Annotated in this window: 16 protein-coding genes and 1 riboswitch; of the genes, 9 read left to right on the top strand and 7 right to left on the bottom strand. The window is 40.2% G+C overall.

The window, feature by feature from the left end; genetic code table 11:
* Window positions 1–4 precede the first annotated feature (4 nt).
* The 4 genes from GD597_RS00585 to GD597_RS00570 all read right to left on the bottom strand — a co-directional run bounded on the left by GD597_RS00585 (window position 5) and on the right by GD597_RS00570 (window position 3,965).
* Window positions 5–457, bottom strand: coding sequence for a protein-disulfide reductase DsbD domain-containing protein (locus GD597_RS00585; RefSeq protein ID WP_171605846.1), 453 nt, complete (start codon window positions 455–457; stop codon window positions 5–7).
* 156 nt (window positions 458–613) lie between these two features.
* A complete protein-coding gene (purQ, locus tag GD597_RS00580; RefSeq protein WP_171605845.1) occupies window positions 614–1,276 on the bottom strand; it encodes a phosphoribosylformylglycinamidine synthase subunit PurQ in 663 nt (220 codons plus the stop codon).
* Window positions 1,277–1,452: 176 nt separating this feature from the next.
* A complete protein-coding gene (locus GD597_RS00575) occupies window positions 1,453–2,433 on the bottom strand; it encodes a hypothetical protein (protein WP_171605844.1) in 981 nt (326 codons plus the stop codon).
* A gap of 11 nt (window positions 2,434–2,444) precedes the next feature.
* Entirely contained in the window at window positions 2,445–3,965 is a 1,521-nt protein-coding gene (locus tag GD597_RS00570) for a hypothetical protein (RefSeq protein WP_171605843.1), read from the bottom strand.
* Window positions 3,966–4,313: 348 nt separating this feature from the next.
* On the opposite strand from GD597_RS00570, the gene GD597_RS00565 reads away from it, so the two are divergent.
* The 3 genes from GD597_RS00565 (at window position 4,314) to GD597_RS00555 (ending at window position 8,322) form a co-directional block, all read left to right on the top strand.
* Window positions 4,314–6,287, top strand: coding sequence for a KUP/HAK/KT family potassium transporter (locus tag GD597_RS00565; protein ID WP_171605842.1), 1,974 nt, complete (start codon window positions 4,314–4,316; stop codon window positions 6,285–6,287).
* On the top strand, window positions 6,287–6,568 hold the full coding sequence (locus GD597_RS00560) for a rhodanese-like domain-containing protein (RefSeq protein WP_171605841.1): 282 nt from the start codon (window positions 6,287–6,289) through the stop codon (window positions 6,566–6,568). The genes GD597_RS00565 and GD597_RS00560 overlap by 1 nt, the downstream gene beginning before the upstream one ends.
* Before the next feature lie 302 nt (window positions 6,569–6,870).
* Window positions 6,871–6,942, top strand: a riboswitch (Fluoride riboswitch).
* 33 nt (window positions 6,943–6,975) lie between these two features.
* On the top strand, window positions 6,976–8,322 hold the full coding sequence (locus GD597_RS00555) for a voltage-gated chloride channel family protein (RefSeq protein ID WP_171605840.1): 1,347 nt from the start codon (window positions 6,976–6,978) through the stop codon (window positions 8,320–8,322).
* A gap of 344 nt (window positions 8,323–8,666) precedes the next feature.
* On the opposite strand, the gene GD597_RS00550 is transcribed toward GD597_RS00555, so the two are convergent.
* The 3 genes from GD597_RS00550 to GD597_RS00540 are packed head-to-tail and all read right to left on the bottom strand — an operon-like array spanning window position 8,667 to window position 12,644.
* The gene (locus GD597_RS00550) at window positions 8,667–10,814 is read right to left on the bottom strand and encodes an FN3 associated domain-containing protein (protein ID WP_171605839.1); all 2,148 of its coding nucleotides are present in this window, start codon (window positions 10,812–10,814) and stop codon (window positions 8,667–8,669) included.
* Between the two features lie 4 nt (window positions 10,815–10,818).
* A complete protein-coding gene (locus GD597_RS00545; RefSeq protein ID WP_171605838.1) occupies window positions 10,819–11,607 on the bottom strand; it encodes an FN3 associated domain-containing protein in 789 nt (262 codons plus the stop codon).
* Window positions 11,607–12,644 (bottom strand): twin-arginine translocation signal domain-containing protein, encoded by a 1,038-nt coding sequence (locus GD597_RS00540; RefSeq protein ID WP_171605837.1) that lies wholly within the window; start codon window positions 12,642–12,644, stop codon window positions 11,607–11,609. Before GD597_RS00540 ends, GD597_RS00545 begins: the two co-directional genes overlap by 1 nt.
* A 406-nt stretch (window positions 12,645–13,050) precedes the next feature.
* On the opposite strand from GD597_RS00540, the gene GD597_RS00535 reads away from it, so the two are divergent.
* The 6 genes from GD597_RS00535 (at window position 13,051) to GD597_RS00510 (ending at window position 19,312) form a co-directional block, all read left to right on the top strand.
* Window positions 13,051–14,157 carry an XdhC family protein gene (locus tag GD597_RS00535; protein ID WP_171605836.1) on the top strand — a complete coding sequence of 369 codons (1,107 nt, stop codon included), beginning with the start codon at window positions 13,051–13,053 and terminating at the stop codon, window positions 14,155–14,157.
* Window positions 14,158–14,167: 10 nt separating this feature from the next.
* Window positions 14,168–15,157: a GTP 3',8-cyclase MoaA gene (gene moaA, locus GD597_RS00530; protein WP_171605835.1), complete on the top strand. Its 990-nt coding sequence runs from the start codon at window positions 14,168–14,170 to the stop codon at window positions 15,155–15,157.
* A gap of 161 nt (window positions 15,158–15,318) precedes the next feature.
* A complete protein-coding gene (locus GD597_RS00525; RefSeq protein ID WP_171605834.1) occupies window positions 15,319–16,527 on the top strand; it encodes a molybdopterin molybdotransferase MoeA in 1,209 nt (402 codons plus the stop codon).
* Window positions 16,528–16,654: 127 nt separating this feature from the next.
* Window positions 16,655–17,131, top strand: coding sequence for a cyclic pyranopterin monophosphate synthase MoaC (gene moaC, locus GD597_RS00520; protein WP_171605833.1), 477 nt, complete (start codon window positions 16,655–16,657; stop codon window positions 17,129–17,131).
* Entirely contained in the window at window positions 17,115–18,260 is a 1,146-nt protein-coding gene (locus tag GD597_RS00515; protein ID WP_171605832.1) for an NTP transferase domain-containing protein, read from the top strand. The genes moaC and GD597_RS00515 overlap by 17 nt, the downstream gene beginning before the upstream one ends.
* A complete protein-coding gene (locus GD597_RS00510) occupies window positions 18,257–19,312 on the top strand; it encodes a HesA/MoeB/ThiF family protein (protein WP_171605831.1) in 1,056 nt (351 codons plus the stop codon). The genes GD597_RS00515 and GD597_RS00510 overlap by 4 nt, the downstream gene beginning before the upstream one ends.
* Window positions 19,313–19,461 lie beyond the last annotated feature (149 nt).

Raw genomic sequence — 19,461 nt, 5'->3', positions numbered from 1 at the left:
GGTATTATTGTAATGGCAGGTCAAAAGGAATTTTTTTAGGGGGCTGACATTCAGTATCGTCGCAAACCATGTATTCTATAGTGCCGCTGATATTTGTTTTTACCGGTGCTTTTAAAGTTACAGTTTGTGTAAATACCACTTTGCCATCAAAGTATTTTACATCTACGCCAAATACTTCTTCATGTTTATTTTTTAGTGTGCCGGTTTCTTTTGCCAAACCGGTAACGGTTGCCAATGGATTAGCTTTATAGGTAAATTTCGTGGGCACCGGTCCACCCTTTGGGGTGGTTTGTGAGTATAGATGCCAGGGTTTTTCTATTACAGCAGTATAGCTAAGTTCGTATACTTTGGCTGATTTTTTGGTAGCACTAAATGTCCATTTTACAGGGTCTTTAAACTGTGCCATGGCGCTGGTGGCCATTACCATTAAACAAACTATACTAATAATTTTTTTCATTGTTGCTATAGTTTTTGCCTTTTATGTGCTGCTGCACTGGTTATACAGTACAAGAGTGCGACGCAACCGGGCTACAGGTTTGTTTTACAGCCGGGCTCATAAAAAGTTCATTTATCTAAGTACGGTAATAAGTGCTGTTTACTTACCGGCAAAATGTTAATTCATTCCAAATAAGCGAAAAACCTCTACGCCATCCAGGTTGCCTAAATTGGGTGTGGTGGCTCTTTCGGGGTGTGGCATCATACCAAACACGGTTCTTTCTTTATTGCAAATACCGGCAATATTTCTTATTGCGCCATTGGGATTTGCTGATAAATCCAAATTGCCAAATTCATCTGTATACCTGAAAATAATTTGGTTATTGGCTTCCAGTTCGTTTAATACTTTATCATCGGCATAATACCTTCCATCGCCATGGGCAATAGGTATTTTTAGTGCTTTGGGCAAGCTGTCATTTTTAATATATACATTTTTGCAAACAAATTGCTGGTTACCATTTGGCAATAAAGTGCCAGGTAGCAGGCCACTTTCGCACAATACCTGAAAACCATTACAAACACCCAATACCTTGCCGCCTTTATTAGCAAATGCAATTACGCTTTGCATCATGGGGCTAAAGCGGGCAATGGCGCCGCAGCGCAGGTAATCTCCAAAAGAAAAACCACCGGGCAGTACAATATAGTCATCAGTAGTAAACATACTCAGGTCTTCATCTTTGTGCCAAAGCATAATTACTTCTTTGTTTAAATCGTTTTGCAGTGCATCCTGCATGTCTCTGTCGCAGTTAGAACCCGGAAAAACAACTATGCCAAATTTCATGTGAGCAGTATTTTTTGTGATGCAAAGGTAGCAGCTATGCACGTAAAAAGGGGCATATGAACGTATAAACCTTGATAAATTGTGTTTTTTGTGTGTACCCGGCTATAAGATTAATAATGAAGCATCCGTTGCGTCGCACACTGCGGCGGCTGCCTATGGACCGGCAAAAACCAGTACTAGAAGAGTATAGATAGCCAGTTATTATACGAAACCAGTAGCACCAATAACCAAAAAATAATGGCCGACCATATATTTCTTTTTGGTGCAATAAAAGTATTGCCTACAAATGCAGCGGCGGGCACAGTGGCCAGCATTAGCGCATTTGGCCATGCATTTTGTATAAAAAACACTTGTACACTTAATAATAAAAACAAAATAAACAGCACACTCCAGTTTTTGCGTACCTGAATAATCATGCGGTTGCTGTTTTTTTGCCATAGGTACACACCGGCAGCAATAATAAATCCTGAAATGCTAAAAGTGGCAATGGTGCCAGCCAAATTTGCTGGCCTGATAATATTAAGTGTGAAAATGGCTGATTGCTGTACCAAAAGGTGCAGGTTATTGTTTAAAAATAGGCCTGCGGCTAAAAAATACAATGGGGTAAATACCCCAAAAATCACAATCAGCCATTCATTTAATCTAAATGGCCTGAAAATGGCCACAGCAAATATTACCACCAGCACCATAACACAAGATGGATAGTATAATAATACAGTACTGCCGGTGATTAAGCCAATATTAAATAATAATGTTTTGGGTTGTTGAGTGGTGTATAGTTTTATAAGCCGGTACAATAACCAAATAATCATACTATTAATCACCAGGGCTGCGGTTATATTATTCCAGGCGGGTAATAATGCAGTAAGCACTACATAGGCCAGTGCAGTGGTAAAAGACTGCCTGTTAAACATCCGCACATCGTTTAATGCATAGTTTAAACGTAATGCCTGAATAATGATGATGATATTATATATAAATGGCACCACACCGGATGGCAGGCTTTGTAATGGTTGCAGTACATAATAAATTAGGCCATCAGTAGGATGTATATCTATAATTGCGGGGTGCTGCCAAAAAAATGCCCGTATAACTGTACTAACAATTACAAGCCCAAAAACGGCCGAAGTAGATTTTTCTTTAAAAAAGGAGACCACGTGTGTTGCTGTTAAAATTCAATTTTTGCAAAGCAAACGTAATTTCTGTATTGGCAGGGAATAATTATTTCCCGGGCACCAATTTGTTTGGCATAGCGGGGCATAAACTCATATTCTTTGCTCAGGTTTCTTAAAGTGGGGCTACGTTCTACTTTGCCATCGGCGGTAAGCACCTGTTCGTTTAACAGCTGGGTTCTTTTTTCCAGTTGGTTAAAAAGAAAATGGATATCGCCACCTGTATTCATGGTACCATAGCCAATAAAATTATCAGAGAAATCGTCGTATTGTGATTTGTGAATAATGGTGTTCCATTGCATGGTGCTGGTAGAATCGAATGACATGATAGAAATATTATCAGCATAATACCTGTTTACCTGATTATTATTGCCCCATCGGCCCCATGGATAGTAGTAACTGTTGAGGGGCGAACTCCAGTAATAGTCTGACATGGAATAGTAGGGAGAACCGTACATATAATCCCAGCGATTGTTATAAATACCCCTTGAGGAAGTATATACCGATTCTGAAACTATTACAAACCCGCCATCTTTTCTAATCAATATTTTTTGTAGATAGTAGTTGTTATAGGCGGTTTTATTGTTGCCGTCTCCACGTGCTTCATTGCGCATTTCCTCAGAGAAAATATTTTGTACGGTACTTATGGCTCTGCCACTAACTTTATCCCATTCCATACAATACAGCCCTTCAATATTGCCTCTTTTTGTGGTGGAAAAAAATGAGGTAAGCAGATAGCGCTTGTTAATATTATCTGCTTTTAATCTTACATCATCCAGATAAATTTTTGATACATCGATATTAATAAAGGCAACTGTATCGGCTGTTGGGGCCTTGGTTACCAGATCAAGCGAGGTAATATTATCGTTTTGCGAGGTGCCGGATGGTCTTGCAAATACCAATCCGCCTTCGTTGTCAAGGGTAAATTCATTTAAGAAATCGCTTCTGTCGGGCATTAGAATAGTTATCCTTGATTTGTGTATTAGCGATAAATCGGATGAAAATAGCGATGTAGTTAATACATTATTGTCCTGATTACGGTTATTAACTTTTAATACCATTATTTTTTTCTTATCGTCGCTATTAATTATGGTATACAGTTTATTGCTGGCAAAATAATTAATAGCAGTTGTATCTAATTCTACGGGTTCGCCGGATAGTTTTCCATTGCCATCAATTTTGGCAGCCATGCAATACACAATATTTCTGCGTTGGTATTGATAAAACAGGTAAAAGAAATCTTTATATGCCAGTACATCGGTATTTATCACTTTATCAGGGAAAAAGTCAAGATTTACCCTGTTGAGTTGCTTCATATCATTATCAAAAACGGTTATAGTGTTTTCGTTTCTGTTGTTTTTAAATACCAGATAGTTGGCGCCTACTTTACCAATGATGTCAAAGTTAAGAGACCGCTGGTCATCACGGTCGGGCTCGGAATAGGTGATTCTTTGTGCATTGGCTGCAACAAATAAAAAATGGCAAAAGAAACATATGGATAGTAGTCGCATTAACATATCTTACTCTATTTATTCTGGTCTAAAATAACAAACGATTAATTCAGTGCAATGTTTTTCTGGTTACGTTTTTAGCTTCAATTTATGAAACTGTTTGTATTGGGTATGAATATTGCCCAAAAAAGTTAAACAGTTGAAGGGTGCGACGCAACGATGTTTCATGCATAATCAGCAGCCGGAAACATAATGTAAATCTACTATCAAATGTTAGTAAAATTATACTTGGTGAAAATAATAAACTGTTAAGCAAAAAAACATGAATAGTGTGATATTGATTTTAACTATAACAAAAATTTTCATTATACATTTGTTCTTTATTCAGCATTTGAAATAAAATAAGTTCTCTTCATGCATATTAATAAGGTTACTAGGGCTGGTTTAATTATTGCTCTTGGTATTATCTACGGCGATATTGGTACGTCTCCGCTTTACGTATTTGATGAAATTATTAAGGATAAAACTGTAGATGAATTACTCATTATTGGCAGTTTATCCTGTATCATCTGGACACTTACCCTGCAAACAACATTGAAATATGTTATCCTTACTTTAAAGGCAGATAACAGGGGTGAGGGCGGCATATTCTCTTTATATACTTTGGTAAGGCGGCAAAAAAGGTGGCTGGTTATTCCTGCCATGATTGGAGGTGCCGCATTATTGGCCGATGGTATGATTACACCACCAATTTCTGTTACGGCTGCCATAGAAGGTTTGAGGCAAATGCCTGTACTACATAGCATTACACAAAACGATATCATCATAATAGTATTATGTATTTTATTGGTATTGTTTTTTTTACAGCAATTTGGTACGGCATTAATAGGTAAGTTTTTTGGCCCTATTATGTTTATCTGGTTTGCTATGCTGGCTGTACTTGGGGCGGTACATTTATCGGACGATCTGCTTATTTTCAGGGCATTAAGCCCACATTATGCTATTGAATTATTAACCAAATACCCGGCTGGTTTTTGGATTTTGGGCGCCGTGTTTCTGTGTACAACAGGGGCCGAAGCATTGTATTCTGATTTGGGGCATTGTGGCCGTGGCAATATCAGGGTATCATGGATTTTTGTAAAATTCTGTTTAATTCTAAACTATTTAGGCCAGGGTGCATTTTTATTGTCGCATTTTCAAGGTCAGGTTTTTGATACAGACACCTCTAAAGTATTGTTTAGCCTTATGCCCGATTGGTTTAGATTATTTGGAATTATTATAGCCACCTGCGCCGCTATTATTGCCAGTCAGGCCTTATTATCCGGCTCGTTTACGCTTATTGCAGAAGCTATGCGACTAAACCTATGGCCAAAAATGAAAATTAATTACCCTACAGAAGCCAGGGGGCAATTATATGTTGGTGGCATTAACCTACTTTTATTTTTGGGATGTTGTGGTATAGTTTTATATTTTAAAGATTCTACCAGTATGGCTGCTGCTTATGGTTTAGCCATTACCATGTGTATGATTAGTACATCCATACTATTTGCCAATTACCTTATTAGTAAACGCACACAACCTTTTTGGATATACCTCTATTTGCTAACTTATTTTACAATTGAGGTATCTTTTTTAATTGCCAATCTTGACAAATTCCCACATGGGGGCTTTGTTACTTTAATTGTGGGTGGTGCTTTATTTGCTATTATGTACATATGGTACCGCAGCCGTAAAATTAAAAACCGCTATGTGGAGTTTGTGCGGATGGAACATTATATACCCATGATTCAGGAGTTAAGTAACGATAAATCTGTTACCAAATATTCTACCCATCTGGTGTATATGACAAGTGCCAATAACCCAAAAGAAATTGAGCATAAGATTATTTATTCCATACTAAATAAAAAGCCAAAACGGGCTGATATTTATTGGTTTGTGCATGTAGATACAGTAGATGATCCTTATACCTGCGAGTATGTGGTAGACCATATTATACCCAACGATATTATCCGCGTAGAGTTCAGGCTTGGCTTTAGGGTACAGCAAAAAGTAAACCTTATGTTCCGTAAAGTGGTAGAAGACCTGGTAAATAACCGCGAGGTAAATATTACCAGCCGTTACGAAAGTTTGGAACGTAACAATGTGGTGGGCGATTTTCAGTTTATTGTAATGGAAAAATACCTGTCTAACGATAACGAATTACCCTTCTTTGAAAAAGTGGTAATGAACCTGCATTTCTGGATAAAAGAAATAAGCCTTAGCGAAGAGCGCGGTTTTGGTTTAGACCCCAGTTTTGTTACGGTAGAAAAATTCCCATTAATTGTTTCTCCAACACCGGCTATTCCCTTACGTAGGTTATTTCCAGAACCAGTAGAAGAGGATGATTAATGCAACAAATAAACTTACAGCAGTTACAGGAATTACTCAACAGCCACCAGCCGCCGCAGTTAATTGATGTGCGTGAGCCATTCGAGCACGAAGCATATAATATTGGCGGCACCTTAATTCCGCTGGCCGATATTATTAAAAGCGCCGCAGTAATTCCAACTGATAAGCCGGTGGTAATTTATTGCCGCAAAGGCATTCGCAGCCAAATAGCCATTCAGCGTCTCGAAGCTAAATTTGGGTATAATAATTTAATTAACCTGCAGGGCGGTGTAGAAAAATAAAGCATGGTGTTGGCCCGGCAGCAATGCAATGCTCAGGCTATTGTTGTAAAAGGAGGGTTTATTATTCCTACTTTTATAAGGGTGGCGTTTTAAAATAAATACGCTTAATAGCAAATACAAAATACATATTATTGAGCAGGCAATAGATCAAATATGAAGCTTTACTTGCCACGCTCGGTTCAGGGTTTCTCCTTTGTATCAGCAAATGCAGTTGTTCATTGGCACATATTCAGAGTATAATTCTAATTGCAAAAACCATAGATTATATTTCATTTGGAAGACAGCCTGGCTAGATTTATTTTTGTTGCAAAGGAAATGGTGTCTTCCTATTAAACCGTCTTCCACAAACAAAGACTAATGACGCCTGCAAACAGTAATAGTGTATTACCCAATCAATTATTTGCAGGATGAAAAAATCGAAATTTTATATTGAACATTTGTATATAGCCAAAGAGCTGTTGCATTGGGTATTGCTCATTTTCCCTGTTGCGGTGGTTGTTGGTTTACTCGTTGCATTTTTTCTTTGGTTATTAGATATGGTTACTGCTGCCCGCTGGCAACATCTTTGGATCATATTTTTATTACCCATTGCAGGGATATTTATTACCTGGTTATACAACCGCTTTAGTAAAAATGCGGCGGCGGGCAATAACCTTATTATAGATGAAATTCACAAGCCCGGTGGCGGAGTACCCGCCAGCATGACACCGCTTATTTTATTCACCACCATCATTACACATTTATTCGGCGGGTCTGCAGGCCGCGAAGGTACTGCCGTACAAATGGGCGGCAGTATTGCCGCACAGTTTGCCCGCTGGTTTAAACTGCACCACGATCGTAAGCGTATATTGCTTATGTGCGGTATGTCTGCAGGCTTCGGGGCTGTTTTTGGAACTCCTGTTGCAGGTGCTATTTTTGCCCTCGAAGTACTTACCATTGGCCGCATTAAATACGATGCCCTTATTCCCTGTTTACTGGCGGGTATGATTGCAGATATTACCTGCACTTCCTGCGGAATTCACCATACACAGTATACTATTGCCTTTACGGATGATGCGCCCAATCTGTTTCCCTATATTCAATTTGATATGGTGTTATTGGGTAAAGTAATAGTAGCAGGTATTTTGTTTGGATTAACCAGTTACCTGTTTACGCAATTATCGCATTTTATTAAGCAAACCAGTAATCGCTTTATCACCAGCAAATGGTTAATACCGGTAGTAGGTGCTGTATTAATTATAGCCATTAGTTATTTGCTGGGCAGTTTTGATTATTTGGGTTTGGGTGTAACCAATCCCAATCCAGGTGGTATAAGTATTGTTGCTGCTTTTAATGCTGGTGGAGCTACTTATACCAGTTGGTTTTGGAAATTGTTGTTAACGGCTATTACATTAGGAATGGGTTTTAAAGGTGGGGAAGTTACACCACTGTTTTTTATAGGCGCCACGCTGGGCAATACACTTGCAGTAATAAGCGGAGCTCCCATTGATTTGTTTGCCGGATTGGGTTTTATTGCGGTATTTGCCGGAGCCACTAATACGCCATTGGCCTGCACCATAATGGGCGTTGAGTTATTTGGCGGCACCAATATCATTTATTTTGCGGTAGCATGTTTTTTGGCCTATTATTTTAGCGGTCATACAGGTATTTATGGCTCGCAAGGGATTGCTGTATCTAAATTCCATACCTCGCACCACAACGAAACGCTTGCCGAAGTAAAAGAAAAACATAGGGCTATTCAACAAGGAAATTAATTATCATCCACTCAAACTTTTTGGCTGTATTGCTGCATAGTATATCTAACCGTACAAGAGTGCGACGCAAGTATGTATAATAGTAGTACTTCAGCCGGGTATATAACGCTAGAAAAAATACACCGGCCAGTCAATGGCCTAAAATGATACCCGGCACTTTTCGGGTGCTGGGCTTAAATAAATAAAACCATATGTAAATATTTTATGAGCCCGGCCAATACACCTGGCGCAGCTTTACTTGCGTCGCACACTTGTACTGTAGAATAATTGTGCAACTAAAACTATAGTAAAGTGTAGAGAATTTACTCATTGCTCAACATTCACCACTCACCCCTCACCACTCACTAATTAATAAACACTTCATCTGTAAAAAACCAGGCCTTATCGCCCTTACCCGGGTGCCATACCGGAAGTTTGGGCACAGACTGAACTTTTAACTTTATGTATTGTAAAGTGGCAGGCGTAAAGTTAATATCGTAGCCCTGCAAATAGCCGGGTGCAGACATCGTTGGTTGTTTTGGTGTTAACCGCCCCAATAATTTTAAACTGCCTTCCGTGTTGCCGCCCCAAACTTCTATACTAAGTGGCGGGAAAATATAACCACCAATATCAACCAGCGAACTGATAGTAATATTCTGTACCTGTACCGGTTTTTGAAAATGTAATAAGGTGTTCATTAAAGTGCCATGGTAGCCCAGCCATTTGCCATTTCTGAAATTATTATCGCTCTTAATATGGTCAATAATGGTTTTGGCGCCATCTCCTTTATACGAATCGTCTGCTGGTGTAACTAAAGTGGCAACGTCTGGGGTAAACGTATTTTTATAAAAATAAGCTTGTGTAACATCACTGCTAATCCAGCCTGGTTTAAAGGCTTTTGCTTTTAATATTCCATTTTGTTTTAAATACATTCCCTGCTTGTAAATGGGCGATTGCAGGCTGTCAGGGTCTTTCCCATCTAATGTATAGCGAATGGTTGTACCGTTTACATAATGTTTTAACTGTAAGGGTAATGAGTCCAGAATAACGGTTTCCTCATTTTGTAAAATGGGGGCATTCAATTTCATAATAACTGTATCGCCATTAAAACCAGTTTCAAAATGAATGGAACTATTGGCTTTAGCAATCAGTTTAAGGGCGTCATCTGTAATGCCCGTATTCCATAGAAATATTTTCTTCAACGATGCAGAAGTGGCCAGCACCTGCACATCTTTCGCATTAACTTTTGTACCTGCCAGTGAAAGCTCTTTTAACTTGGGTAGTTTACTTAATACAGCCAAATTCTTACCTGTTATAGGGGTAAAACTAATATTCAATTCCCTTAAATTGGCAAACTGACTTAACAGCGTAATATCATCATCCTGTACAGGCATTTTAGATAGATTGATATATACTATCTGTTCTTTTAATTCCTGCAATTCCTGTAAAGCTTTTTGGTTGTAAAAACCGCTATTATAAAAATCTACTGTGAGGGCAGGAGATCCTTCAGCAATAGGCGTTATTACGCGGTTATTATTGGTTAAGCCGGCAATGGTTTTATCACTGGCTGCAGCAAAATCATATACTTCAGCCACATCTGATGTAAACATGGTTGCAGCAATATTGCGCAGGCTATCATTGGCAGGTAATGTGGCCACTTTTGTAGTAAAACTGGCGCCTGATTGTATCCACAAATTCAATATCATTATTTCTTCATCGGTAAGTTGCGGTTTGCCTTTGGGTGGCATATGCTTTTCTTCTTCCAATGGCAGGTGTACCCGTTTTAGCAACAAACTAAGTGAAGGGTTACTGGTATTCCATAAAGCACCATCTTTACCGCCTTTTAGTAATTGGGCAGTGGTTTCCATCAATAATTCACCCTTGGCTTTTTTACTATTATGGCAGCCTACACATTTTTCTTTTAAAATAGGTTCAACCATATTGGTAAAAACAACGGCATCATCAAATGCCACCTGTTGTGCTTGTTGTTTTGGCAATACGGGAGCCAGCAAATAGTCTTCGCCCCGGGTAATGGCAGAGCCCAATTCGCCTGTTATAATTAAAGTAATACACACTGTAATAGCCAAAACAAGGGTAATTGCTTTGGAATGGGTAATGCGGTTACGCAGTAAATACCAGGCAAAGCTAACAAAAGCCAGTCCGCTGCCGGTCCATTTATGCCAGGCCAATGCATCTGCATCATAACCGCTTTCCTTAGATAGTAATACACCCATTAAAGCTGTAATAGCTGCGCTTGCTGCGGCTGCTAACAACAATAATTCACCTGTGCTTTTTGCCAGTTGTACATCTTCCAATTTGTTGTATATCCATATTTGCCATATTACATAAAGCAAAAGCAATACAATGGGAAAATGTATAATAAGTGGGTGCATACGCCCCAATACCTGTACCCATGCTGGTACTGCAATACTGTTATAAAATAAAAGCAGAAACAATAGCAGACAGTTAAAGCATAAAGCAGTATTGTATAAAATGGTTTTCCAGCGTTGCATGGTTTTAGTATACTTTAAGTTCATCAATAAATGTCCAGGCATGCTCCCCTTTGGCTGGGTGCCAGTCCGGAATTTTTTTAAGTGTGGTAATAAGTACCATTAGTTTTTGTGTACTTATTTTTTTGGAGAAACGCAAACTGGTAAAGACACAGTTGCTGCCTTTACCCGGTAAATTGGTAAATGGATACACCGTTTTTTTTAGCGCATACTCTTGCAATTTGTTGTTGAAAGCAAAAATCGAAATTTTGGTGGGTAAAAATATCCAGCTGCCTTCATCCTGTAAAAAGTTTAAGGCTACCTCGTGTATGGTTTGCTTGCTATCAAGATCTATATAAAACTGAATAGTATCGTTGGTATAACCCAGCCAATTGGTGTTAAGTTGGGCAAAACCACCTTTATTATCTGTAAGGCTGTTAAGTCCATTGGCTTTGTATTTTGCATCGGGTAAAGTGCCGGTAACAGCAGGTATTGCCAATCCCTTATTATAAAAACTGGTAACTAGCACATCCGAGGGTAAAAACTCGCTTCCAAACACGATGGCTTTAATGGTGCTGCTTTGCCCTTTAACCACAATTGGTTGGGTGTAAACAGCATCTTTTTCGGTAGGCGTTTTGCCATTGGTAGTAAAATGGATGGTGGTGCCTGGTTGTTCAAATTTTAAACTAACCATGGCGGTATCCGTAAAAAATACCGATTTATATTGTATAACGGGCATTGCATAATGCAGCTTGTATTGTGCAGTTGCCTGCAACAGCATTATCCAGCAAAAAAAGCCTACCAGCAATACTTTCATTATATAACCGGTTCTAATTTATAGGGGTATACCTGGCCAGAATTCCATTGTGCTACATACAGGTTGCCTTCATCATCAATGCATACATCATGCGGGTAATCAAATGCTTTTACGGTTTGATACATTTCCTGCAATTGATTTTCTTTATAAATTGGCTCGCTGCCTGCCAGGTTAGATACTACTTTAAAATCCTTATCCAGTATAGTAACAAAACCTGATTGTTTCCACAGGTTGGCATTGCTTTGTAATACTGCTGCATACAGGTAATCGCCATGTATAACCGGCCGGCATACCCAGGCACCGGGCATAGGTATGGTACTTATATATTTGCCATCCAGCGTAAAACGTTTAAAAGCATTTTGCTGGCGTGAGGTTACAATTAAAGTAGGCTGCTTTGGATTTCTATAATCCATACAAACACCATGTGCGTTTAGCAGGTGCTCATCTTTGTCGCCACGGCCACCAAAATAACCCAGGTAATTGCCTTTGTAATCGTAGCGAATAATAAAATCTTTGCCATAACCATCAGCTACATAAATATCACCATTGGCGGCAATAGCCGTTTCGGTGGGTATAAACTCTTCCTGTTTACTGTATTGCCCTGTTTCTTTAGGATAATTCAGCGTTAGTAACACCCTGCCATCCAGTGTGGTTTTAATTACCTGGTTGCGACTGTTATCGCAAATAAACAACACTTCAGTGCCGTTCTCGTTAAACAGGGTAAGTCCATGGCCGCCGGGGTATTCATGTCCCCAACTGTCCAATAATTTCCCCTTTCTGTCGTAAATAATAATATTGTTATGCGTTTCGTTGGTAAGCAAAAAAATGCGGCCCTTACTGTCCTGTATCATTTCATGACAATCTTTTACAGGATAATGGGTAAAATCAAGTTTACCCCAGTCTTTGTTTAATTTATAACGTTTGTTATTGTGGCCCAAAATGGCATCTTCGGCCATGCCAAAAGAAGATAATGTTGGTGCCATAGCCAATGCACCTGCGGCCAATGCGCTGTGTTTAATAAAGTTTCTGCGTTGCAATGCGGTAGAGTTTAAGTTTGGAAATTACTATTTATTCTGCTGATTAGCGTTAAACTGTATGGGTTATTTTTGTTCAATGCTTGCAGTAAACTACCATTTTTTGGGCCGGGCAGCACAACCGGCATGGGCTATACTTGCGTCGCACTCTTGTGCGTCCCGATACTGCATGCAGCTTACAATAAAATGGCTGGTAAAACAAGCCTTGCGGTTAATGATTGGCTAATGCTTTCCATTATTATTTTTCCCACTTAATGCCGCCACCTAATTCCGCCGTACAAGTGAGTGACACAAGTAAAGCTGCATAGCATTCCGCCGCCGGCACACATCAATGTATTTTTTTCGCTTTGTGCAAATGGGCATGCTATGTTTTACTGTGCTAAACACTAACTTACAGCCCAATTGCAATATGAAAGAAATAAGGGCAATAATAGAGGCATACAATAGTGCTATTCCGGGTGTGAAAGCTGCATTAGCAACGGTGGTTAGGGTAGAAGGTTCTTCTTATCGCAGAACCGGTGCCCGTATGCTGGTATGGGAGGATGGTAATTTCCTGGGCGGTATTAGCGGTGGCTGCCTGGAAGGTGATGCATTGCGGCGGGCACAAAAAGCCATTGCCATGCATAAACCCTCAGTTATTACCTACGATACTACCCAGGAAGATGCCTCTCAAATTGGTGTGGGACTTGGGTGTAATGGTATTATTGATGTGCTGTTTACGCCACTGCATAAGGAAGACGCCAATAACCCAATTGTGCTTTTGGCAAGTGTAGTAAATACCAGAACACCGCGGTGTATGGTTACCATTATGGCAACCACAACCGATGAACAAACCTACCTTGGTGAAGCATGGTTGTTTACTGATGATGCGGCATTTAAACAGATATTTCCATTTGCAACTGTTGTGGATGAATTGATTACCACCATTCATTTGGCGGTTGACAAGAAACAATCGCTGGTGTACACTGCCACCGGGCAAAATGCCGCACTTAAAATTTTTATTGAAATTATTGAGCCGGTAGTACAACTTTTTATTTTTGGGGCACAATACGATGTGTTACCACTGGTACAATGTGCAGCTGCGCTAGGCTGGCAGGCTACCGTTGTGGCCAATCCGGCTAAAATAGGTAAGGCTGTATTTGGTGCCGCTACCGCAGTATTGCATCCTGATGGCATTAATCATTTGCCTATTGATGGGTATAGTGCTATGGTATTAATGGCACATGATTATAAAACCGATTTGCGCCATTTGCGGTTTGCATTAACCACAAAGGCAAATTATATTGGATTGCTGGGCCCCAAAAAACGGAGCAATAAAATGTTTGATGAACTGGGTGCAACTATGGTGGTAACAGAAAATGATTATCAACGCATTTATGCACCCGCCGGATTAGATATAGGCGCCAATAACCCTGAGGAAATTGCTTTATCCATTATTGCAGAAATTCGCAGTTGTTTTGCAGGACGAAAAGGGATGTCGCTTAAATTAAGAGAAGGTTCAATTTATAGTAATTAAAAATTTACCATTGCTTACCGATAACCACGGCAGAAAAATAAATTATGTACGGCTGGCAGTTACAGACCGCTGTAATTTGCGCTGCTTTTATTGCATGCCCGAGCATGGTTTGGAATGGCTGGAACGTACAGCACTCTTGTCGTACGAGGAAATGTTGCGACTGTGCACTGTTCTCGTAAATATGGGTATCGAGAAAATTCGTATCACCGGTGGCGAACCTTTTGTGCGCAAGGATATTATGCAATTTCTGGAGGCTTTGTCTGCCATAAAAGGATTACAGCAAATAACTATTACCACTAATGGCGTATTAACAGCACCCTTTGTGCCACAGTTAAAACCCATGGGTATTCATTCGGTAAATCTAAGTCTGGATACCCTGGACAGAGAACGTTTTTTTGCCATCACCCGCCGCGATGAATTACCCAATGTATTAAAAACATTAGACGCATTATTGCAGCACCAGATACCTGTAAAATTAAATGCAGTAGTAATGGATGGCAGAAATACGCAGGACATTCTGCCTTTGGTGCAACTAACTAAATCCCTGCCCGTTGCTGTGCGTTTTATTGAGGAAATGCCCTTTAACGGAGGCGATAGCCATTATACCCAATTGCAATGGGATCATCTACGCATACTACATACCATACAACAAGCACATCCCGGTATAGAAAAATTGCCCGATCCACCATATTCAACGGCTTATAATTATCAAATATCGGGGCATGTGGGTACGGTAGGCATCATTGCTGCTTATACGCGATCTTTTTGTGGTACCTGCAACCGTATTAGAATAACCCCGCAGGGTGTATTAAAAACCTGTTTGTACGATGATGGTGTGCTCAATATCCGGGATTTGTTGCGCACACATCAATCCAATGATGCATTGCAGCAAGCCTTATTGCATGCCATAAATCACCGTGCAAAAGATGGCTGGCAGGCAGAAAAACTAAGAAAAGAAAAAGGACCTGTTCATGAATCTATGGCCACTATTGGTGGTTAATGCAATGTGTAGCCAGGCAGTAGTAGGCTAATATTGCTTTACTTGCGTCGCACTCTTGTACGGTTAGTCCATGCATCAGCAACTGAAATTGGTATTTACAACACACCCGGTGTTTCAATAGAAAATTCTTACACATACAAATAAAATATTGCGCATAACTTATGATACAGGTAGCAACAGCAGAACAAATCATACAATCCCAGGTAAGCCTTTTACCTGTTGAAACTGTATATTTTGAGCAGGCGTTGGGCCGCGTACTGGCAGAAGATATACTTGCTGATAGAGATATGCCGCCCTATAACCGGGTAACCATGGACGGTATTGCTATTTCCTTTAAGGCATATAGTGAAGGATTGCGTGCTTTCAATATAGTAACTACACAAGCTGCCGGCGATACGCCCATCACCAACATGCATCCTACAGATTGTGTGGAAATAATGACGGGTGCTGCTTTACCTGCCTGTGCAGATACCATTGTACGGTATGAGGATATTGACATAAACAATGGTATGGCTAACATTAAGCAGGATGCAGTTATTAAGCCGGGTCAAAACATTCATTACAAGGGTAAAGATAAAATGGCCGGGCAAATTGTTGCGACTGCCAATCAGTTGGTAACACCTGCGGTTATTAGCCTGGCGGCATCTGTTGGCAAATCTGCTCTGTTGGTAAGGCAAGTGCCAAAAGTAGTTATTATTTCCTCCGGCGATGAACTGGTTGGCGTTGAAACAGTGCCGGATACTTTTCAAATACGCACCTCCAATAGTTATACCATTAAAGCCATATTGCAACAATTCCATTTGGTGGCAGATATTGTGCATATACCAGATGATGCAGCCATTACAAAAAGCCAGATTGCCCGCTGTCTGGCAACTTATGATGTACTATTATTAACCGGTGGTATATCTATGGGTAAGTTTGATTTTATACCACAGGCATTGAAGGATTGTGGGGTAGAAAAGTTATTTCATAAAGTACAACAAAGGCCTGGCAAACCTTTTTGGTTTGGCAGGCACCCAAAGGGCAATTTGGTATTTGCTTTTCCCGGCAACCCGGTGTCAACATTTATGTGTGTATACCGTTATTTTTTGCCCTGGTTGCAGGCTTGTTTGGGAATAATCACCAAATCAGTATATGCGCAACTCAATAATGATTATAGTTTTACACCTGCCTTGCAATATTTCTTGCAGGTAAGGCTTAGTATTTCTGCCAGCGGCCAGCTATTGGCTGATCCTGTTACGGGTAATGGATCTGGTGATTTTGCCAATTTGCTGGATACAAATGCATTTATGGAACTTCCATTAGAACGGGATAATTTTACCAAAGGAGAACTATTTAGAGTATGGCCTTTTAATGCCATTTTAGGTTAAAATAATTAGGCAACTTTAATTTGCCGATACCTGACAGAACGCACAAGTGTGCGACGCAAATGGGTGTCATGCCTGTACAACAGTTTGGTCAAAAAATTAGAAAGTCAAAAAAAATGTATTAAAAAGCATGAGTGATTTTACGCATATTAATAAGGATGGAAAAGTAACCATGGTTGATGTAGGCGATAAAGCCATTACCAAAAGAAAGGCAGTTGCAAGGACAATTGTTGTTTTACCCCAACCCGTATTGGCGCAGTTAGCAAATGGAGATATTCAAACGAAGAAAGGTGGGGTATTTCAAACAGCAATTATTGCAGGTATTATGGCAGCCAAGAAAACCAGCGAGCTAATACCGCTTTGCCATCCGTTAAGCCTGGATAGCTGCAATATTACCATACTTTTAAATGAAAAACAACAACTGGAAATTGACTGTACTGCAACTATTACCGGTAAAACAGGTGTAGAGATGGAAGCCTTAACCGGCGCCAGTATTGCCGCACTTACTGTGTATGATATGTGTAAAGCACTTAGTCAGGATATTGTGATAAAAGAAACCCGATTAATGCAAAAAACCGGAGGCAAAACTGATGTTGGAAAAGCATGATAAACATAGTAAAATTGCCAAACCCGTTTTGGGTAATTTTGGCCGCCATGAGTGGGCCATACTGGGAACTAATTGCACCAATGTTCAGCAATTGGCCGATAAATTGATTGCGCATTTTTCGCCAATTTACCATTGCGCATATATTGATAGCTCGCATGCTCCAATTAGTTTTGAAGGAGTTATGCCACAGCTAAGTTTTACTGATCATATTCAGTACCGGGAAATACAGTATCAGCAGCCTTTTGATGCTTTTCAATTGCATCAGGTATTTAATGATATAGATATGGTTTTGGTAAATGGCAATCATCATACTGCTGCGCAACAGATTGTAGTGATTGACGCATCAAAAGAAACTTCTTTGCAAAAAAGGTTGTCGCAGTTAACCAATGTGCAATTATTTATTATAAAGGATGCAGCTGAAATATACGACTGGCTGAATGCATCTATACCGGCTATTGATCAAATTCCTGTGCTGCAATGGGAGGATACAGAAGGCATTCTTGCATGTATGCATAAACAAATGCAAGAACGGAAAGCCCCATTATATGGATTGGTGTTGGCTGGCGGTAAAAGTCAGCGTATGGGAACCGATAAGGGAGCTATAGAATGGCATGGCAAGGCCCAGCGTTATTTTATGACCGATATGCTTCAGTCGGTTTGTGAAAAAGTATTTATCTCCTGCAGGGAAGATCAGATCGAATTAATAGAAAACAACTATACTGCACTGGAAGATACGTTTACCAATCTGGGTCCTTACGGTGCAATTTTGTCGGCATTCAGGCAACAGCCGGATGCTGCCTGGCTGGTGGTTGCTTGTGATCTTCCTTTGCTGGAATCTGCTACAATAGATGCATTAATTGCCCAAAGAAATGTAGCAGCGTTGGCTACCACTTTTGAAAGCCCTTTTGATGGATTGCCGGAACCATTAATTACTATCTGGGAGCCCAAAGCTTATCCTGTTTTATTGTCTTTTCTGGCCCAGGGTTATTCTTGTCCGCGTAAAGTGCTGCGCAATAATCAGGTGCATATGATAAAAGCAAATTCACCTGAACAATTAATGAATGTAAATACAGTGGAAGAAATGGAAAAGGCGCAGCAATTAATACAATCAAAAAATAGTATTGGATGATACCGCAGGAAAATGCCCATTTAAGGTATGCCTGCCAATTGGTATTGCCAGGTTTTAATGTGGAGGCGCAACAAAAATTGGCCAACGCAAAAGTGTTGTTGGTGGGAGCAGGCGGACTAGGTTGCCCGGCAGCACAATACCTTGTAGCGGCGGGTATTGGAAGCATTACCATTGTTGATGACGATGTTATCAGTGCCGGAAACCTGCACCGGCAGATACTATATGCACAGCATGAAATAGGCAGATTTAAAGCAACCATCGCGGCAGAAAAATTACAACTGCAAAATCCATTTATTACCATAAATGCCGTAATAGAAAGGGTGGGGGCGGATAATGTAATGGAGCTGGTTCGCCATTGTGATATTGTGGTAGACGGCACCGATAATTTTGATACACGTTACCTGTTAAATGATGCCTGCTATTTATTAAAAAAGCCATTGGTTTACGGTGCCATTTACCAGTACGAAGGTCAGGTAGCTGTTTGGAATATCGCCACTACCGATGGTAAAAGAACGCCGCATTACAGGGATGTATTTCCTTCAGTTGACGCTACCATGGTGCCCAATTGTGCAGAAGGTGGTGTATTGCCTACAATTGCCGGAATTATTGGTTGTATGCAGGCCAACGAAGTAATAAAATATATCACCGGCATTGGCGAAATATTGGCCGCCAAACTATTAATGCTGGATGTACAAACCCTGCAAAGCCGTATTATTCAATTGCAGCCAGCATCGCATACGGTTGTAGAGGCTTTGCCTAAACCAATTATAGCACCTGAAATTAGTATTTCAACCTATAAGGCCAATATAGCGCAGTATTTTCTGGTAGACATCAGAACGTCGGCAGAGCGTGCCTTTGCCCATATGGGCGGTGTGCATTTGCCTATGGAAAATCTAAAAGACAACCCCCAACTATTAGACCAGGAAAAACCCGTGTTACTTTATTGTGCATCGGGTAAGCGCAGTTATGAGTTGGTAAAAATACTGCAACAGGTAACAGATACGCCGCTGTATTCCTTAAAAGGCGGCATGAAAGCCTGGCTGGAAGCCTAAACTGACCTACAATAAAATCAGGAAAATGATTGGCCCGGCATAAGGTAAAGAATGGGGCACCGCTTGCGTCGCACTCTTGTACGCCAACATAAAATGCAGCTATGAAGAATGAGATTTTAGCTATTAGTGTAAATGAAAATCAATCTGCA

Source organism: Limnovirga soli (genome assembly GCF_013106755.1).
Lineage (GTDB): Bacteria > Bacteroidota > Bacteroidia > Chitinophagales > Chitinophagaceae > Limnovirga > Limnovirga soli.
Note: the sequence above shows the minus strand (reverse complement) of the source record. Positions and strands in the feature narration are given on the sequence as shown.

What these genes read in the sequence shown, in the direction of transcription:
- GD597_RS00585 (WP_171605846.1), bottom strand. Translation starts at nt 457, where the DNA reads ATGAAAAAAATTATTAGTATAGTTTGTTTAATGGTAATGGCCACCAGC.
- purQ (WP_171605845.1), bottom strand. Translation starts at nt 1,276, where the DNA reads ATGAAATTTGGCATAGTTGTTTTTCCGGGTTCTAACTGCGACAGAGAC.
- GD597_RS00570 (WP_171605843.1), bottom strand. Translation starts at nt 3,965, where the DNA reads ATGTTAATGCGACTACTATCCATATGTTTCTTTTGCCATTTTTTATTT.
- GD597_RS00565 (WP_171605842.1), top strand. Translation starts at nt 4,314, where the DNA reads ATGCATATTAATAAGGTTACTAGGGCTGGTTTAATTATTGCTCTTGGT.
- GD597_RS00560 (WP_171605841.1), top strand. Translation starts at nt 6,287, where the DNA reads ATGCAACAAATAAACTTACAGCAGTTACAGGAATTACTCAACAGCCAC.
- GD597_RS00555 (WP_171605840.1), top strand. Translation starts at nt 6,976, where the DNA reads ATGAAAAAATCGAAATTTTATATTGAACATTTGTATATAGCCAAAGAG.
- GD597_RS00550 (WP_171605839.1), bottom strand. Translation starts at nt 10,814, where the DNA reads ATGCAACGCTGGAAAACCATTTTATACAATACTGCTTTATGCTTTAAC.
- GD597_RS00545 (WP_171605838.1), bottom strand. Translation starts at nt 11,607, where the DNA reads ATGAAAGTATTGCTGGTAGGCTTTTTTTGCTGGATAATGCTGTTGCAG.
- GD597_RS00535 (WP_171605836.1), top strand. Translation starts at nt 13,051, where the DNA reads ATGAAAGAAATAAGGGCAATAATAGAGGCATACAATAGTGCTATTCCG.
- GD597_RS00525 (WP_171605834.1), top strand. Translation starts at nt 15,319, where the DNA reads ATGATACAGGTAGCAACAGCAGAACAAATCATACAATCCCAGGTAAGC.
- moaC (WP_171605833.1), top strand. Translation starts at nt 16,655, where the DNA reads ATGAGTGATTTTACGCATATTAATAAGGATGGAAAAGTAACCATGGTT.
- GD597_RS00515 (WP_171605832.1), top strand. Translation starts at nt 17,115, where the DNA reads ATGTTGGAAAAGCATGATAAACATAGTAAAATTGCCAAACCCGTTTTG.
- GD597_RS00510 (WP_171605831.1), top strand. Translation starts at nt 18,257, where the DNA reads ATGATACCGCAGGAAAATGCCCATTTAAGGTATGCCTGCCAATTGGTA.